The organism is Erysipelatoclostridium sp. MSK.7.34, assembly GCF_019041935.1.
GTDB lineage: Bacteria > Bacillota_I > Bacilli_A > Erysipelotrichales > Coprobacillaceae > Thomasclavelia > Thomasclavelia ramosa.
In genome coordinates this window covers 19,228-35,463 of record NZ_JAHPYJ010000005.1, presented here as the reverse complement: position 1 = coordinate 35,463, position 16,236 = coordinate 19,228, and the positions used below count along the sequence as shown (strand labels likewise).

The following is a 16,236-nucleotide window of genomic DNA, read 5'->3' as shown; positions in this document are numbered from 1 at the left end:
TAAATATCTTTCTAAACTGTTTTACTGCCTTTTTATAGGCTGTTTCCCTTGTTTCTGCATAAATAACCAAGGGGAGTACAATTACCTCACTTTCTATGTAAATGTTGTATTTAAACATCGCCTTCTATGCCTAATCTGCCTTCAAGCTCGATAATATATTCATTGTTATTAATAACCTGACATTCAGCTGCTCTCAGTTTTTTTAACACTTCATCAAGATTATTTTCAAGCTGTTCAATGCGTGTATGCGCCTGCTTAAGTTCATTCATCACATAGGCTTCTGTACTTTTGTATTTATCCATTTCCACACCTCCAAATATTCAGTTTTAACTTATTTTTATTTGCCCACTCTTTTACAAATTCCTTTACATGATCATCTGGAATATAATCATTTTTACCATAGCACTGTTTTATCTCTTTTTGCTTAAGCTCCAATGTTACATACGGTCTATTCGGCTCTTCTTTTTTTCTTATAAAGAATATTTCTGTTTGATTTTCACAAACCCTGTCTATGTACTGCTTAACGCAGTGGTTTAATACATTAGATTCCTCTATAAGCTCACCACTGTTTCTGCATGGACAAATTAAATAATTATCGTTAAAATAAATATATTTATCGTATTTTCGAGAATTACTGAGTATTTTCTTATCCTTTTTTTTATTTCTAGATACGTGTATTTTTTTATTTAATTCATCATGTGCTTTTTTTAAGTCTGCGGGGTATCGATTGGATGAATTCATAATCATTGCAATCTCTCTACCCATTTTGATATAGTCGGTGTAAAGATTTATTACATTGTTTATGGAATACGATACATATCTGCCCGTTGCACCGTATAGATTTTCTTTAATCATTTCACACTGCCTGTTCATATAGTCAAAGAGCTTTTGTGTTGGATTTATGTTACATTCAATAAGTGTTTTATAAAGTACGTATTCAGGCATATGTTTAATCTTATATTTCCTTATCCACTCTAAATTTTTTCTAAATTCAGTTAAAGGAAGTTTTAAATGCCTTAAATATTCTATATCGTTCTTATCTATCCCTAAAAATTGTGACATAGGTTTGGTAAATCTTAATCCAGATGTATTTCTTATTAGATGCTGCAGCCCCATCTTGGCCAACATTTCAATCTGTTTTGGATGATCATCATATTTTTTTAAATACTTAAACAGTTCCTCTACCCTGTAATCGGTAAATTCAAATGCACAGTATTTATGCATCGAACTGTCTAGAAAATGCCTGTAATCATTGTGTTCTACGACCTTATATTTTGTGTTGTCATAAAAAATATAACTGTCTACATTGTTCTTTTCCCAGAGCATTTCATTTCCATTTACATTAACGGTGTAGGTAAAGTAGTTTCTATACCAGTCACCTGTAAGGATTAAAATACCACCAAAAGATGATGCATAAACTCTATTGGTAACCATCTGTTTTAGTCCTGCCAGTTGTCTTTTTACTTCGTAAATATACCTGTAGAATTCTTTATTTTCGAATCCCTCTTCGATGTAAAATGAGCGACATAGCAAACGTTTTTTATATGTACTGTAAATATTTACTATTTTTGCATTAACAACTCTTTTTCTTTTAGATCTGCCGATTTCTTCAGGGGTAGCGAAATACTGTTTAAAATAATTCTCGGAATATTTCCTAAAACTGTGATGTTCAAGTTCATAGAGCAGTTTCTCTTCCATTTTCTTTTCCATTAAAACAGACTCATCTGCCCTTCTGGAATATCCGGTTTCTTTATTTTTTTGGTTTTAGGCTTAGATTCAACTGTTTTTTTACTTTCCTGCTTTTGCTTATCTACACCTGATACTGTTTTCACATTTCCTGAAAGTTTATTTATTTTTATTTCATCTTCCTGATAATAGTGAAGAGCCATTTGATACAGTTCGTCATTATCCCATCCAAAATAGCGGTTATTGACTGCTTTTTTATAAACTTCCCCGGTTATATAATCGGCACACTCGCTCAGAGATTTATTTTCTTTTGCTAAGTTAGATGCCAAAGTTAAATCCTCTTTAGCACGTTCAAGCAAATATAGTCCTATCCCTTTTTCAAGAGATCCGTCTTTGTATTTTTTTATTTCTTCCTCGATTTTATCCATAAAATCCCTCCTTTTACCTAAAAATGGTGCAAATAAAAACAGTACCCTAAAAACACTGTTAAAAACCTATATATTTTTTATTATCCCGACGATAAAATCGAGAATGATACCTGAAGCTCCCGCAGCTATAAAACCTACCAAAATAATAATTAAAACGATTGTATAAAAGCCTCTGGCATTAAGCCTGTTAATGTATTTTTCCATTCTCGATATCCTTTATTAGATTATCGACAAGATATGAGCTTATGCCTACAATTGAAGGATATGTAGATTCTTTACAAAGAGAAAATCCCGCAGCATCCGGATACGCTTCGATAAGCTCCTCTAAAGTGTTAGAATCAACAACGTGTTTTATTTCATTTAAACGTTCAATAATTTCTTTATTCACCTTTGACACACTCCTTTTTATAGTCTATAATTAACGTGGTTTCATTGATTAGCTGCTACTGGACATAGCAGCTTTTTTCATGTGTTTTTCATGTGCTGTTACTGTTTCAACATAATTACTCATGCGTTCGCCACGATATTCCCTTTGAAAATCTAGAATTTCTTCTTGGCTAAATTTCCAACCTTTTCCTAAAAAAATCGGATTAAGCAAGCCTAAATCAATAAAAATGTTTAGCTGTTTAGTAGAAATTCCTAAATCTGTCTTAACCTGCTCGAATGTAAGCATTGCTGTAGGTCTCATTTATATCACCCTTTTTTTAATTTATTAATCTCATTAATTGTAAAATCACACGTTTTGCGAAATTTATCTTCAATATCCAATAAATGCCTTACCAATAACAAATGTGTTATCAAATAAGAAATGGTCACACTTATTGTTATACTAACTAATATACAATCCATACTATGCCCCCTCATTCACGCTTGAAATTTCAATTTGTAGATTATGATCCGGTCTCCATCCCTGCAGGTATTCTTTTGCCTTTTCGAAGTCTATCTTTAGGGTATCGCGGTAACTTGGAATCTTGAAATAATCCTTGTAATCTCTCCATAACTGACAGAACACTTTATGATGGAGCTCTAAATACGCTTGACTGTCTTTACCTCCCAAGACTCTAACTGCTGTTGCACTCGCTATTTTTCTTAGTGTGTACTGCTTTCTACTGTCTACAGTAGTTGTGTTTTCTAGATTAGTTACGCGACTATCGATAACCTTAACTCTGTCATTTGTTTGCTCGGTAGCTTCAAACATCAGCTTAAGAGCAATCATTGGATCGTCAGAAACTTGATAGACACCATATTTTCTAATTGATGGTAAAACCTCATTTGTTACCCACCTTTTAAATTTTTTTGCAGTTGGCAATTTACTGGATAGTATTAAACTGTATAACCCTGATTCATTAATAATTACAGTATCTTGTGTGCCACCTTGGGGGTGAACGATTCGTTCAGTCCTTTTATCATCTTCATCAATATGATCTCTGATGGCCTTTTGCGGATTGCTATAACCTAGAATCAAAGCAACATCCTTTCCAACAAAACATGGTTCATTATTTATTAATAGACTTCTCACTTCTCCAAATTCTTCATTTTTAAATATTTGTAATTGATTCATAAAATCCTCCTTAGACTATTTTTTATGTGTTAAAACATATATACATATAAATTCAATAAATACACAGAGCAGTAAAAATAAGATTATCCAGATCATATCAATTACCTAATTTCTTTATCAGCATATACATCAGTAAATCACGATTATCGCATTCTTTAGCCAGTGCAATCATTAGTCTGTATCTGCTTAAATTTGCTCCAATCAAATCATCAAAACCGTTTATAAACCCATTTCCAAGATTTAGGCTAAGCATTGTTTTAGCCAGTTTTATTTGACACCACTCATTGCATGAAAGATTAGATTTCATGTAATCATCAAATTCAGCTTCTGTTTCTATAAGTTTATAGTTACCCTTTTCTTTAAATATTTCCTTTGCTGTCTTAACACTAATGACCTCATATTCTAAAATATCTTCTGAATCAATAAACCATCTATCATCATGAAGTTTAAATTCAATAATCTTTTTTGCTTTTCTCTTTTCCTGATTCACTTTTCGTTCAACACACTCATCATAAGTGTTAGGAAATTTGTCATCACAATATCTAATAATTTTGAAGTTGTCTTTATGATTGGTTTCAATAATTTCATCTTTCTTTACTGTTATTGAAAAACCATACCAACCCGATTTACTATAAATGATGGTGAATTCATCCTGATCAATTAAATCCTTTTGTTTTTTAATCATCTAATGTCCTCCTTTTCATTCTTTTGAATCCGTTTTGAATAAATCATCGATTGATACATCTAAGGCAGAGGCAATTATTTTAACTTCTGCAATTTTAAGAATTCTTCTGCCATTAATAGCATCACAAAAACTTTGTTCACTGAATCCAGCTAATTGAGCTATTTTTTTCTGTTTTAGTCCTTTTTCATTTAGAATTTTTACAATGTTTTGCGCTACTGGACTGTTATAATTTATTATATTATTTGTTCTCATTACTCAACCTCCTTTTAAATAAGTTCGGTTTACTCAACCTATATCATCAGTATAGTCGAGTTTTACAACCTAGTCAATATTAAAATACGAAATTATCAAACTTTTTTTATTGACGTTCTAATATTTCGACTTTATAATTTTATTTGTAAAGAGACGGGGTGAAAACATGGCATTTAAAGAACAATTAAAAGCAGCACGATTGGCAAAAGGATATACTCAAGAACAATTAGCTACAGCTATAGGAGTTGCTAAATCAACATTTACTGGTTATGAAAAAGGGAATAGCGAACCAAATATGCTGACTATAAAAAAGTTAATGGAAATTTTAGAAGTTGATGCTAATTATTTATGGTATGACGAAAATGACAACAGTAATTCATTTGTGACATCTTTTATTGAACAACAAATCATAAAAAAATATCGTTTAATTGATGAAACTGGAAAAAATACAGTTGAGTTTGTATTAAATGATATATATGATCGGTGTGTTAAAGAGCCTGCTCCACTATATGAAACAGTATTAAAACCTGCTTATCAGTGTGGTCTAAGCGCAGGTACTGGTTTATATGCTTTTGATGATGTACCAACAGAACAGATAGAAGTTCCAATTGATTTTAAAGATATAGACTTCGTTATAAGCGTTAGTGGTGATTCAATGGAACCGACTTACCGTGACGGTGATAAAGTAATGATAAAAAAACAGCGTGATATTAAAATTGGCGAAATTGGAGCATTTATGGTTAATGGTGAGGCATATATAAAAGAACTTGGTAACAAATGTTTGATATCTCATAATAAAAAATACGCACCGATCCATTTTAACGAATCAATGCGCATAGATTGTATCGGAAAAGTTATAGGGAAATTATAAACTCCAGAATTAATTATATTTAGATATGAAAAAGATTCAAAAATCATTAAAAGAAAAAAAATCTATTTTATGGATAATTATATTTACATTACTATTACTTTTTATCGGTGCACCCTTATTTAATGCAATTGCAACAAATAAATGGTCCCTTCATTTTATCAATGAGAATAATTATGATGCTTGGATTGGTTATTACGGATCTGTATTAGGCGGCGCTTTAACCCTAGGTGGTGTTTGGTGGACTATTAAAGAACAAGATAATCAGCGAAAAGAAGACAAACGGATTGAATACAAGCCTATTATTCAAATAAAAAATCATTATAAAGATGCCATTATCAATAATAACATACTTACAGTATACTACGAAATAACAAACATAGGACGAGGTGAAGCAAAATATATAGACTTCAACTTACAACCCTATTTTTTTAAAGAAAATAATATAGATAAATATCCATTAAAACTTTTACAATATCAAATAACTAATTTAGACATTTTAAATATTAATGAAACTAAAAATATAAGAGTAAATATTGATGTAAGTCCCATAGACTTTGAGAATTATAATAAATTAATTAATCTTCAAATAAAATTATCGTATAAAGATTTATATGAAGATATTATTTATTATACAAATAAATCCGATAATATAACTGTTTATAACAATATGGAAACAGGGGGATTTTGGAAAATTGCTGTAAATGTTACAGAAAAGAATGGTAAAACTTTAATCACCGATCCAGTCATTGAAATTAACGAATAAAAAAGACCACCTTTTACGAGGTGGTCTAACAGTAGTATAGTTATAACGAATTATTCCAATTGCACACTGTTATAACTATGCTCCTATTATATCAAATAAAGGAGTTGTTTTAAATGTCAATTAGAGAAGTAAAATCAAAAAAAGCAAAAAAAGGAGTTACATATAGAGTTTATTTCGATTATAAAGATAAATATGGAAGACCTCAGCATTATTCAAAGAGTGGCTTTGTTAAAAAAACAGATGCACAAAATCATGAAAGACTTATATATTCTAAAATAGTTGATGGATCGTTGATAAATATAAAAAAAACGTTTGGCGATGTCTGGGAGGAATATATAGAAATTGATCCCCACACTTCAGTGACTACAAAACAGATTCGCAGTTCATATTATAATAAACATATACGACCACAGTTTGAGGATGCTGATATTACACTTCTTGATTACACCATAATTCAGAATTTTGTTGCTGAAAAAGGAAAGGAGCTTTCCAAAAGTACAGTTGAAAATATAGTGAAGGTATTTAGCGGAGTGTTTAAATTTGCCTATAATTGTAATTATATAGACCGTCTGCCATATGCGCGGTTAAAAATAACCGGCAAAGCCAAAAATGATTTGTTTAAGAAAAAAACAGTTGCTGAAAATGAATTTAAAGAGCTTCTAAGCGTTGTTGATAAAAACAGGTCTATCAGATACCGCTCATATAAAATCGTGTTTATGCTTGGATATTATATGGGATTAAGACTAAGTGAAGCTCTAGCGCTTGAAAAAAATGATGTAGATTTTGAAAATGAAAGAGTAATGATTACCAAAAATATATTTAAAAACAACGAAACAAAAGTACTTGAGATTAAAGAGACAAAGACTCCCGCATCCTGTGCGATTGTTCCATTGCCTTCACTGCTTGTTCCAATTTTAAAAGCATGGTTTGCTGAAAATGAAAGCAATTTAGTTGCTCCCGACAACTATATGAACTTATTAGATCCGCAGACTGTAAAAACCTTTTTAGAACGATATAGCAAACGTACAGGGGTTCATATAAGCAGCCATATGTTCAGGCATACTTTTGCTACAAGATTGTGGGAAAATAAAGTAGATGTAAAAATTGCGCAAAGGCTATTAAGACATGAAAGTTATCAGACCACACTGGATGTTTATACATCCTTGGAGAACGAAAATCTAAACAATGTTGTTAATAATGTGTATTCATAAAAAAGACATTCCTAATGCAGAATGTCTTTTTTAGTTTTCCTAGATATGTTTAAAAATTCTATCTGAATAAATTAATGCTATCATCTATTTTAGACCAGTTAACAACCTGAACTCCATAATTTGCCGTAGCATCATATATACTATCATCGACATTATTTGAATCATTAATCAATACTATAAATTTTGTATCATTTTTTCTCATTGGTCTAGTATCATCCCATTCAAACAAAGCCATCTTAATAGTTGATTTTGATGCATTGTTAATTAGCTTACACAATCTTTCAGGCTTATTTTTTGAACGCTGAAATAAAAAATCAAAATTAGAAGTATATCCACTCTTTCCAATGAAACTAGGATTTTCCGTGTAGTATATATCATTTTTATTAAAATATTTTACAACATCATCTAGAAAATATGACTTAACCTTACTACTAGTTGTAAAATTCATATCATCAACTCTCAAAATACATTGAATAAGAGAATTCAATCTATTTGAAAACTTATCTTTGGTTGTTCTAATTGATATCTTATCGCCATCAAATTGAGCACCAAAAGTCAAACATGTTCTTTCAATTTGTTTTATTCTATTCGGACTCATACCAACACCATTCATTTTTAAATTTCCAATGGTATTTCCATCATCATCCATATAAATATTATTATTTTCAAATTTTGCATATATCTGTATTGCATCACCAATAAAGTCATAAAACGGAACAGTAATTTCATAATATTCATTTAATTTAATTGTATTAGTTTGAGATTTCAAAAAATCATAATAATCATTTATAAGTTCATCCATATTACTATTCCTCCTTTCGATTAATTAAAAACAAAACATTCCTGATGTGTTTTAGGATAATTTATGACATTTACTTTTTTCATAAAGAAAATACAATCATCTATAAACGAACCATTGCTTTTACACTCCATAGCATCAGATAATTCTATATTTTCTTTAAAAATATGCAGATGTGAACCATGAATAATTTTACCATTACTATTCTTATGTGAAAGTGTACTACCAATATCTAATCTTAATAATTTTATATTTGACCCTTTTAATCTTATCTGAATACTATATTTATCTCTATTTTTTGATTTTCTATATATATTAATTATAAATAAATCATGACTAGTCAGACTTTTTACTTCATATTCTTTAGTCTCACCAATATCTGGATAATATATCTTGTTATCTATAAACTCTTTCAAAACAGCAATTAAATTTTCTGCATCAACTTCACTCATAAATTACACCATCCTTTATTTAATAATAATATAACTACAATACAATATCAAATAAAAAAATAAATTAACTTATCATCACAAAAATAACATAAAATTCATTATTTTTCACTTTAAATTTTAGATTTTTTATAAATCAATATTTAAATTTTTAGCAGGAATTTAGCAGTTAAGCAAATACATAGCTGTGCTATACCTACTACATAATTGACGATTTTTTAGGAAATAAAGAAAAAAGGTATAACATAGCTGCAATATAGTTATGATATACCTAAATTTCTTTAATTTACTAACCCATACGGTTATAGTATTCAACGATTAATGACTCATTGATTTCTTGATTTAATTCAGATCTTTCTGGTAAACGAGCAAGTTTTCCAGTTAATTTAGTATCATCAACTTCTACAAAAGCAGGAGTATGTACTCTAGCTTCTAAGCTAGCTTTAATGATTGCTAAATTTTTAGATTTTTCTTTAACTTCAATAACATCTCCAACTTTAACGCGGAATGATGGAATATCAGTCTTAATTCCATTTACTAAGAAATGACCGTGGTTTACTAATTGTCTTGCAGCTCTTCTTGTAGGTGCAAATCCTAATCTGTAAACAACATTATCTAATCTTCTTTCTAATAAGCAGAAGAAATTATAACCATGGATACCTTCCATTTTACCTGCTTGTTTGAATGTGTTATGGAATTGTTTTTCATTTACTCCATACATATGTCTTACTTTTTGCTTTTCAGCTAATTGTAAACCATATTCTGTTTGTTTTTTTCTTTTTTGACCATGTTGACCTGGAGCATAAGCTCTCTTATTTAATTCTTTACCATTTTCTAAAGTAGAGAATCCTAAACGACGAGATAATTTCCATTGAGGTCCTGTGTAACGTGACATTTGTCTTCCTCCATTTATTGTTTTATTTGCATAAAACAATAACATTGCATAGATTATTTGAATTGTGTTTATATTAAGTATTTCACTTTGCAGCTAGCTACTCTACAAACTTAAGTTATAAACGCTCTTTTCAAAACTCTATGTGCTGCTATCATTTGTTGCTTATTTACTATACCTTTTTTTATTGACTACGTCAACATTTTTTTCTAAAAGAATTTTTTCTTTTTCAAAATTAACATTTCAATAATTACAACTAAAATACTTGCTCCAATAACAATAATATAACCATAAGGATTATTTAACTCTGGCATATTTTTAAAATTCATTCCATACCATCCTGTGATAATCGATAACGGGAAGAAAATAGTTGTTGCAACTGTTAAAACAGTCATAATTTTATTTTGGTGGGTATCAATTTTATTTTGATACATTTCCTTTATTTGCAAAGAATAATCTTTTAAAGCATTTAACTGGTTATCCAAACGATCAATCCTACGTGCCTGCATGCTGAATAAATGACATTCATAATCATTTAAGAAATCTGATTCATTATCACTTAAAATATCGATCATATCCCCCAACTGATTATAATAGGAATTTAAAATTAATAGTTCTTTACGCAGCAAGATTATCTCATTATTTATTTGACTATTGAAATTAAAAGCTATTTTGTCTTCGATGACCTGTAAACGATCAGCATATTCTTGTAAATACATTCCATCATCAACAGTTATTAAGAAAATCAAATCATGAAAAAATTTGTTCAAACTTAGACGATTATTAGTATATGTATCTTTCATTTTTTCAATAAGTTTCATCACATAATCGTTATCATCAATAAAAATCATTTTTTGTTCTGTTAAATAAAAACTAAAACAATGTTTTATTTTTAAATCCTTTTTGTCAGGTATAACAAACGCTCCGCAAATCACATCGTAAAATAATTCTACTTTACAGTACATAATATCCCCAATATGCCTAATCACATGGTTTGCATGATTTTCCTTTTGATACTGGTTTATGAAATCTTCTTTACTAAGAATATCAATAACTAAGCTTCCTTCTTTATAACTATTTGTAATTTCTTTTTCTAAATAATACCGCATTATCTCACCTACCCGAATAAATTATAGCACATTAAGTCAACTTAGTTGAACGTTAACCATAAATATGATAACCTATTAAACGAAAGCGAGGCAATACATATGCAAGAAACTGTATTATTATACAATATTGATAAAACTGATGCTGGTAAAGCAATTATTTCAATTCTTGAAAAACTGAATGTTGAAGTAATCATTGTTAAATCAAGTGATTTAATGAGCCCGATTGGGTATATTTTAGGTGCTGATAATTTTGAACGTGGAACTGAAGCATTAACAGAGATTCCACAAGATGACATGATGGTTATGGCTGGTTTTGAAGATAAACAAGTTGATTTGCTATTACAAATTTTTAAAGAAGCAAACATTCCTTTCATTCCGTTAAAGGCAATTGTAACTCAAACAAATGTAAATTGGACATTTATGCAATTGTTGAAAAATGTTAAAACTGAATATATGGAATTAACTGGAATGAATAAAGATATGATCAACTAGATTATTTGTCTTGTTAGCAGTATCTATATCAGCGTTATAATATTTTAATTATTATTAAAGAGATTATTTGATTCTTAGAAGATTAAGTTTAATCTTCTTTTATTTTGTTAAAAATAAAAGTGGAGGTAACTTATATATGGAAACAAAAACCAAAACAAATTTATTAAGAGCTTTTGCTGGTGAATGTCAAGCTCGAATGCGTTATGAAATGGCTGCTAAAGTCGCAGGTAAGAATGGAATGGCTATTTTACAAGATATGCTTTATTTTACTGCAAATCAAGAGAAAGAGCATGCGATAGTTTTTTACAATTATCTTAAAGATGTTTTTAAAGATGCTAATGTTTCAATGGAGGCTAATTATCCTGTTGATCTAGATCAGGATTTAAGTTCGTTATTAGAACAAGCAGCACAACACGAATACGATGAAGCAACATCTATCTACAAGCAATTTGGTGATGAAGCTAAAGAAGAAGGTTATGTTGAAATTGCAACAACTTTTTACATGATTTGTGAGATTGAACACTATCACCATGAACGTTTTAAAAAATATCATAATTTATTAACCAGTGGTAAATTATTTAATGACCAGTCTACTGTAAAATGGATGTGTATGAACTGTGGTTTTATTTATGAAGGTACTGATGCACTAACGATCTGCCCAGTTTGTAAACACCCACAAGGTTATAGTCTACGTCTTGATGAATCTCAATTTCATTTATAAACTAGTAAAAGCAATCCTCTTGAAAGGATTGCTTTTTAAGTTAATTTTTTAACTTGTCTAAACTATTTAATATTAATTATAAAAAGTCTATAATTAAAATATAGTCCAAAAAAGGAGTTTAATTCAAATGAGAATACTAAGTTTTAAAGGCGGAATCCATCCCCATGATAATAAAAGTCTTTCCGCCAATCATCCAATCAAACTATTAAATCCTGGAGATGAACTGATTTATCCATTATCACAGCATATTGGTGCTCCAGCTAAAGCTATCGTTGCTAAAGGTGATCATGTTTTAGTTGGCCAAATTATTGCTAATGGAAACGGTATGATTTCTGCCAATGTTGCTAGTTCTGTCTCTGGAACCGTTAAAACAATTGATTTACGACTTGCCCCTACTGGTTTTTTTGTTGATTGTATCGTTATTACTAACGATCACCAATATCAAAGTATTCCAGAATACAACACAACAAATGATTATCATAATTATAGCAGTATGCAAATTCGTGAACTTATCGCTCACGCAGGAATTGTTGGTTTAGGTGGCGCCGGCTTCCCCAGCGCAATAAAAAATACCCCTAAAGATGATGACTCAATTAAATATGTAATTATCAACGGTGCAGAATGTGAGCCCTATTTAACTTCTGACTATCGTTTAATGCTAGAAGAAACAGATAAATTAATCGCTGGCATCAAAATTCAATTACAGTTATTTAAAAATGCCAAAGCAATTATTGCTATTGAAGATAATAAGCCAGAAGCATTAGCTCATTTAAAAAAAGTCGTTGTAGATGAAGATAAAATTGAAATAGCAGCCTTACCAACAAAATACCCTCAAGGAAGTGAACGCGTATTGATTAAAGTATTAACTAATCAAACAATTGTAAATGGGATGTTGCCAGCTGATGTTGGCTGTATTGTCAGCAATGTTGCATCTATTATTGCTATCTATGAGGCCGTTGCCTTAAATATTCCACTAATTGAAAAGATTGTAACGGTAACTGGTGATGCAATCTTTCAACCACAAAATTTTAAGGTTCGCCTAGGAACTAAATATCAGACCCTTGTTGACGCTTGTGGAGGTTTTAAAGTACATCCTCAAAAAATCATTTCTGGTGGTCCCATGATGGGTACTGCTTTATTTAATTTAGATGTACCAGTTTCTAAAACTTCTTCTGCTTTAGTTTGCCTAAGTGAAGATGAAGTATCTAAAACCGCTCCAACTGCGTGCATTCACTGCGGCCGATGCGTCGATGTTTGCCCTATCGGTCTTATTCCACAATTACTATACCGTTATGCCAGAACAGGCGATAAAGAAAACTTTTTAAAGGTTCACGGCAACGATTGTATGGAGTGCGGCTGCTGTACCTTCACATGTCCTGCAAAGCGAAACATGACACAATCATTTAAAAAAATAAAAAAAGCAATTAATGACGATCGCAAGAAAGGAGCAAAATAATGGATAATTTATTTAATGTGTCTACTGCTCCCCATATTCGTAGTTCAATTACAACTAAAAATATTATGTATGACGTAATCATTTCTTTATTACCAGCAACTTTTTTTGGAATTTATCAATTTGGATTTAATGCGTTTCTTGTTATTACAACTGCTATTATTACAGCTGTTCTAAGTGAATATTTGTATCAACGATTGATGAAGCTGCCAATCACGATTAAAGACGGCTCTGCAGCCATCACAGGCTTATTATTAGCGTTATGCCTATCAAGCTCATTGCCATTGTGGATGGTTGCTTTGGGAAGTATATTCGCAGTTATAATTGTTAAGCAACTTTTTGGTGGACTTGGTCAGAACTTTATGAATCCTGCTTTAGCAGCTCGATGTTTTTTATTAATTTCATTTGCCGGAAAAATGAACAGCTTTGTTAGCATCGACGCAAGTACTAGTGCTACTCCGCTGGCAATGATACAAAATGGACAAAATGTCAATCTTCTCAAAATGTTTATAGGAAATACTAGTGGTACGATTGGTGAAACATCAGTAATTGCTCTGCTTTTAGGCGCTGTCTACCTAATTTATCGAAAAGTAATTAGTCCTAAAATACCGTTGTGTATCCTATTTTCATTTTCTTTAATCATTTTGATCAATAATAACTTTAACAGTCTATTTTTATTACAACAAATTTGTGGTGGCGGTTTAATGATTGGGGCATTTTTCATGGCTACTGACTATGTGACAAGTCCGATTACTCCAACCGGTAAAATTATTTATGGACTGGTTATTGGAATATTAGCTGCTGTTTTTAGGCTCTATGGTAATACTCCTGAGGGAATGTCATTTGCTATTATCATTACTAATTTACTTGTCCCTTTGATTGAAAAAGTAACAGTGCCTAAAATAAAAGGTAGTGGAGGTAAAGCATAATGAAAAAAAATCTTCTAAAAGATATTCTCGTTTTTGTTGTAATTACAGTTGCTGCTAGTTTATCTCTAGCTATGGTTAATTCTATTACCAAAGACCCAATTGCTAGACAAAATGAAAAAATCATACAAGATTCTTATCGAAGTGTTTTTAAAGAAGGTCAAAATTTTGATAATAATAAACAAATAAATCAACTTGTTAAAAATTTTCCTAATGTTATAAAAGACAAAAAATATAACTTTGGTGAAAATGGCATTGTGATAGACGACGTTTTAGTCGTTACAAATGATAAAAAAGAATTAATAGGACATGTTGTCAAAGTCACTACTGAAGATGGTTATGGCGGTGATATCACATTAGTTGTTGGAATTGATACTAATGATGAAATTACGGGAATTGAAGTCCTCTCAATTGATGAGACGGTTGGATTAGGAATGAATGCTAAAAATGATAATTTTAAAAATCAATATTATCATAAATCAGTAACTGATTTTAAAATCACCAAAACTGGTAAGCAAAATGAAGATGAAATTGATGCTCTAAGCGGGGCTACAATTACTTCATCAGCTTTTAACAATGCCATTAACGGAGCCTTAGCAATCAACCAGGAAATCAAGGAGGCTAATCATGAATAAATATGTTGAACGTCTTTATAATGGAATCATAAAAGAAAATCCAACTTTGATTTTAATGTTAGGAATGTGTCCTACTCTTGCAGTAACAACTTCTTCTGTCAATGGATTAGGAATGGGCTTAACAACGATGATTGTCCTTGCCGCATCAAATTTTATGATTTCGTTCTTACGAAAAATAATCCCTGAAAGAATGCGAATTCCTTCTTATATCGTAATTGTCGCTTCAATGGTAACAATTGTCCAATTACTATTACAAGCATATTTGCCTTCATTATATGATACATTAGGGATCTACATTCCTCTAATTGTGGTTAATTGTATCATTTTAGGACGAGCTGAAGCTTACGCTTCAAAACATAGTTGCGTTTTATCGTTATTTGATGGTGTTGGTATGGGGCTAGGTTTTACGCTTGCACTGACTTGTATTGGTTTAATTAGAGAAATGTTGGGCAGTGGTACTTTTTTTGGAATTGAGTTTGCGCCACTTTTTAAAGATTTAGTTGGCACTAATATTTATAGCTTTTTTGCTCATCTTGAACCTGTAACTATCTTTGTAATGGCACCTGGCGCTTTCTTTGTTTTAGCTGGTCTAACGGCTATTCAAAACCGTTTAAAACTGCCAAGTGCAACTAATAAAAACAAAGATGGTAATTGTAATCATGATTGTCTTCATTGTCGTAGCAGTGATGAAAAGGCACTTTGTGATTTAAAGGAGGAAAAATAAATGACGGGAATGATTTTATTATTAATTAGTGTCGCTTTAGTAAATAATGTTGTCTTAAGTCAATTCTTAGGTCTATGTCCTTTTTTAGGAGTATCAAAAAAAATTGAAACAGCAGCAGGAATGGGTGGTGCTGTCATCTTTGTAATGTCTATTGCTTCAATTGCAACAAGTTTAGTTTACAAAATACTAGTACTCTTCCATTTAGAATATTTAAACACTGTTACCTTCATCTTAGTTATTGCTGCTTTGGTGCAGCTAGTTGAAATGTTCTTAAAAAAATATAGCTCTGGCTTATATAGTTCTTTGGGAGTATATCTTCCTCTTATCACAACTAACTGTGCCGTTTTAGGAGTTGCTATCACAAATGTTCAAAATAATTATGATATTTTGACAAGTCTTGTTTGTAGTTTTGGAACAGCTGTTGGATTTACGATTGCCATCGTTATTATGGCTGGGATACGTGAAAAAATCGCTGATAATGATATTCCTGTTTCATTCCAAGGTTCCCCCATTGTACTAATCACAGCAGGACTGATGGCAATTGCATTCATTGGCTTTTCAGGTCTAATATAAGGAGGA

General features: G+C 30.8%; 22 protein-coding genes. 10 read left to right on the top strand and 12 right to left on the bottom strand.

The annotated features are described in order from the left end of the window. Positions 1-110 precede the first annotated feature (110 nt). The 8 genes from KTF99_RS05055 to KTF99_RS05020 form a co-directional block, all read right to left on the bottom strand. Positions 111-302, bottom strand: coding sequence for a hypothetical protein (locus KTF99_RS05055; RefSeq protein WP_029479839.1), 192 nt, complete (start codon positions 300-302; stop codon positions 111-113). Then, complete coding sequence (locus tag KTF99_RS05050; RefSeq protein WP_029479837.1) at positions 295-1,710, bottom strand: PcfJ domain-containing protein; 1,416 nt, start codon at positions 1,708-1,710, stop codon at positions 295-297. Before KTF99_RS05050 ends, KTF99_RS05055 begins: the two co-directional genes overlap by 8 nt. Next, entirely contained in the window at positions 1,710-2,114 is a 405-nt protein-coding gene (locus KTF99_RS05045) for a Cas9 inhibitor AcrIIA9 family protein (RefSeq protein ID WP_029479835.1), read from the bottom strand. Before KTF99_RS05045 ends, KTF99_RS05050 begins: the two co-directional genes overlap by 1 nt. A gap of 187 nt (positions 2,115-2,301) precedes the next feature. Continuing rightward, on the bottom strand, positions 2,302-2,502 hold the full coding sequence (locus tag KTF99_RS05040) for a hypothetical protein (protein ID WP_008791866.1): 201 nt from the start codon (positions 2,500-2,502) through the stop codon (positions 2,302-2,304). A 48-nt stretch (positions 2,503-2,550) separates the two neighbouring features. Next, positions 2,551-2,802: a helix-turn-helix domain-containing protein gene (locus tag KTF99_RS05035; RefSeq protein WP_029479825.1), complete on the bottom strand. Its 252-nt coding sequence runs from the start codon at positions 2,800-2,802 to the stop codon at positions 2,551-2,553. Positions 2,803-2,964: 162 nt separating this feature from the next. Beyond that, entirely contained in the window at positions 2,965-3,633 is a 669-nt protein-coding gene (locus KTF99_RS05030; protein WP_336244687.1) for a BRO family protein, read from the bottom strand. 139 nt (positions 3,634-3,772) lie between these two features. After that, the gene (locus tag KTF99_RS05025; RefSeq protein ID WP_029479821.1) at positions 3,773-4,360 is read right to left on the bottom strand and encodes a hypothetical protein; all 588 of its coding nucleotides are present in this window, start codon (positions 4,358-4,360) and stop codon (positions 3,773-3,775) included. A gap of 15 nt (positions 4,361-4,375) precedes the next feature. Continuing rightward, on the bottom strand, positions 4,376-4,612 hold the full coding sequence (locus KTF99_RS05020) for a helix-turn-helix domain-containing protein (protein WP_029479819.1): 237 nt from the start codon (positions 4,610-4,612) through the stop codon (positions 4,376-4,378). 166 nt (positions 4,613-4,778) lie between these two features. Here KTF99_RS05020 and KTF99_RS05015 point away from each other — a divergent pair, with 166 nt between their 5' ends. The 3 genes from KTF99_RS05015 (at position 4,779) to KTF99_RS05005 (ending at position 7,457) form a co-directional block, all read left to right on the top strand. Then, entirely contained in the window at positions 4,779-5,483 is a 705-nt protein-coding gene (locus KTF99_RS05015) for an XRE family transcriptional regulator (protein ID WP_029479817.1), read from the top strand. Positions 5,484-5,508: 25 nt separating this feature from the next. Continuing rightward, positions 5,509-6,246, top strand: coding sequence for a hypothetical protein (locus KTF99_RS05010; protein ID WP_029479816.1), 738 nt, complete (start codon positions 5,509-5,511; stop codon positions 6,244-6,246). A gap of 113 nt (positions 6,247-6,359) precedes the next feature. Next, positions 6,360-7,457 carry a site-specific integrase gene (locus KTF99_RS05005; RefSeq protein ID WP_217215472.1) on the top strand — a complete coding sequence of 366 codons (1,098 nt, stop codon included), beginning with the start codon at positions 6,360-6,362 and terminating at the stop codon, positions 7,455-7,457. 58 nt (positions 7,458-7,515) lie between these two features. Here KTF99_RS05005 and KTF99_RS05000 read toward each other — a convergent pair whose 3' ends face one another. The 4 genes from KTF99_RS05000 to KTF99_RS04985 form a co-directional block, all read right to left on the bottom strand. Continuing rightward, positions 7,516-8,259, bottom strand: coding sequence for a DUF1829 domain-containing protein (locus KTF99_RS05000; protein WP_029479812.1), 744 nt, complete (start codon positions 8,257-8,259; stop codon positions 7,516-7,518). Positions 8,260-8,279: 20 nt separating this feature from the next. Next, entirely contained in the window at positions 8,280-8,708 is a 429-nt protein-coding gene (locus tag KTF99_RS04995) for a DUF6978 family protein (protein ID WP_029479810.1), read from the bottom strand. A 286-nt stretch (positions 8,709-8,994) separates the two neighbouring features. Continuing rightward, positions 8,995-9,600, bottom strand: a complete 606-nt coding sequence (gene rpsD, locus KTF99_RS04990; protein ID WP_008791878.1) for a 30S ribosomal protein S4 — start codon at positions 9,598-9,600, stop codon at positions 8,995-8,997. A gap of 206 nt (positions 9,601-9,806) precedes the next feature. Further along, positions 9,807-10,706: a magnesium transporter CorA family protein gene (locus tag KTF99_RS04985; RefSeq protein WP_003538078.1), complete on the bottom strand. Its 900-nt coding sequence runs from the start codon at positions 10,704-10,706 to the stop codon at positions 9,807-9,809. A gap of 99 nt (positions 10,707-10,805) precedes the next feature. Here KTF99_RS04985 and KTF99_RS04980 point away from each other — a divergent pair, with 99 nt between their 5' ends. The 7 genes from KTF99_RS04980 (at position 10,806) to KTF99_RS04950 (ending at position 16,230) form a co-directional block, all read left to right on the top strand. After that, positions 10,806-11,198 carry a DUF3783 domain-containing protein gene (locus tag KTF99_RS04980; RefSeq protein ID WP_008791879.1) on the top strand — a complete coding sequence of 131 codons (393 nt, stop codon included), beginning with the start codon at positions 10,806-10,808 and terminating at the stop codon, positions 11,196-11,198. A gap of 136 nt (positions 11,199-11,334) precedes the next feature. Continuing rightward, entirely contained in the window at positions 11,335-11,919 is a 585-nt protein-coding gene (gene rbr, locus KTF99_RS04975) for a rubrerythrin (RefSeq protein ID WP_003538076.1), read from the top strand. A 127-nt stretch (positions 11,920-12,046) separates the two neighbouring features. Next, the gene (gene rsxC, locus KTF99_RS04970; protein WP_009009052.1) at positions 12,047-13,375 is read left to right on the top strand and encodes an electron transport complex subunit RsxC; all 1,329 of its coding nucleotides are present in this window, start codon (positions 12,047-12,049) and stop codon (positions 13,373-13,375) included. Beyond that, positions 13,375-14,301, top strand: coding sequence for an RnfABCDGE type electron transport complex subunit D (locus KTF99_RS04965; protein WP_008791882.1), 927 nt, complete (start codon positions 13,375-13,377; stop codon positions 14,299-14,301). Before rsxC ends, KTF99_RS04965 begins: the two co-directional genes overlap by 1 nt. Further along, positions 14,301-14,933 carry an RnfABCDGE type electron transport complex subunit G gene (locus KTF99_RS04960; RefSeq protein WP_008791883.1) on the top strand — a complete coding sequence of 211 codons (633 nt, stop codon included), beginning with the start codon at positions 14,301-14,303 and terminating at the stop codon, positions 14,931-14,933. Before KTF99_RS04965 ends, KTF99_RS04960 begins: the two co-directional genes overlap by 1 nt. Beyond that, positions 14,926-15,657, top strand: coding sequence for an electron transport complex subunit RsxE (gene rsxE / locus KTF99_RS04955; protein ID WP_003538071.1), 732 nt, complete (start codon positions 14,926-14,928; stop codon positions 15,655-15,657). The genes KTF99_RS04960 and rsxE overlap by 8 nt, the downstream gene beginning before the upstream one ends. Continuing rightward, on the top strand, positions 15,658-16,230 hold the full coding sequence (locus KTF99_RS04950) for an electron transport complex protein RnfA (protein WP_003538070.1): 573 nt from the start codon (positions 15,658-15,660) through the stop codon (positions 16,228-16,230). Positions 16,231-16,236: the final 6 nt, after the last annotated feature.

Excerpts from the sequence above, each read along its gene's own strand:
- KTF99_RS05055 (WP_029479839.1), bottom strand. The coding sequence starts at position 302 with ATGGATAAATACAAAAGTACAGAAGCCTATGTGATGAATGAACTTAAG.
- KTF99_RS05050 (WP_029479837.1), bottom strand. The coding sequence starts at position 1,710 with ATGGAAAAGAAAATGGAAGAGAAACTGCTCTATGAACTTGAACATCAC.
- KTF99_RS05045 (WP_029479835.1), bottom strand. The coding sequence starts at position 2,114 with ATGGATAAAATCGAGGAAGAAATAAAAAAATACAAAGACGGATCTCTT.
- KTF99_RS05035 (WP_029479825.1), bottom strand. The coding sequence starts at position 2,802 with ATGAGACCTACAGCAATGCTTACATTCGAGCAGGTTAAGACAGATTTA.
- KTF99_RS05025 (WP_029479821.1), bottom strand. The coding sequence starts at position 4,360 with ATGATTAAAAAACAAAAGGATTTAATTGATCAGGATGAATTCACCATC.
- KTF99_RS05020 (WP_029479819.1), bottom strand. The coding sequence starts at position 4,612 with ATGAGAACAAATAATATAATAAATTATAACAGTCCAGTAGCGCAAAAC.
- KTF99_RS05015 (WP_029479817.1), top strand. The coding sequence starts at position 4,779 with ATGGCATTTAAAGAACAATTAAAAGCAGCACGATTGGCAAAAGGATAT.
- KTF99_RS05010 (WP_029479816.1), top strand. The coding sequence starts at position 5,509 with ATGAAAAAGATTCAAAAATCATTAAAAGAAAAAAAATCTATTTTATGG.
- KTF99_RS05005 (WP_217215472.1), top strand. The coding sequence starts at position 6,360 with ATGTCAATTAGAGAAGTAAAATCAAAAAAAGCAAAAAAAGGAGTTACA.
- KTF99_RS05000 (WP_029479812.1), bottom strand. The coding sequence starts at position 8,259 with ATGGATGAACTTATAAATGATTATTATGATTTTTTGAAATCTCAAACT.
- KTF99_RS04995 (WP_029479810.1), bottom strand. The coding sequence starts at position 8,708 with ATGAGTGAAGTTGATGCAGAAAATTTAATTGCTGTTTTGAAAGAGTTT.
- rpsD (WP_008791878.1), bottom strand. The coding sequence starts at position 9,600 with ATGTCACGTTACACAGGACCTCAATGGAAATTATCTCGTCGTTTAGGA.
- KTF99_RS04985 (WP_003538078.1), bottom strand. The coding sequence starts at position 10,706 with ATGCGGTATTATTTAGAAAAAGAAATTACAAATAGTTATAAAGAAGGA.
- KTF99_RS04980 (WP_008791879.1), top strand. The coding sequence starts at position 10,806 with ATGCAAGAAACTGTATTATTATACAATATTGATAAAACTGATGCTGGT.
- rbr (WP_003538076.1), top strand. The coding sequence starts at position 11,335 with ATGGAAACAAAAACCAAAACAAATTTATTAAGAGCTTTTGCTGGTGAA.
- rsxC (WP_009009052.1), top strand. The coding sequence starts at position 12,047 with ATGAGAATACTAAGTTTTAAAGGCGGAATCCATCCCCATGATAATAAA.
- KTF99_RS04965 (WP_008791882.1), top strand. The coding sequence starts at position 13,375 with ATGGATAATTTATTTAATGTGTCTACTGCTCCCCATATTCGTAGTTCA.
- KTF99_RS04960 (WP_008791883.1), top strand. The coding sequence starts at position 14,301 with ATGAAAAAAAATCTTCTAAAAGATATTCTCGTTTTTGTTGTAATTACA.
- rsxE (WP_003538071.1), top strand. The coding sequence starts at position 14,926 with ATGAATAAATATGTTGAACGTCTTTATAATGGAATCATAAAAGAAAAT.
- KTF99_RS04950 (WP_003538070.1), top strand. The coding sequence starts at position 15,658 with ATGACGGGAATGATTTTATTATTAATTAGTGTCGCTTTAGTAAATAAT.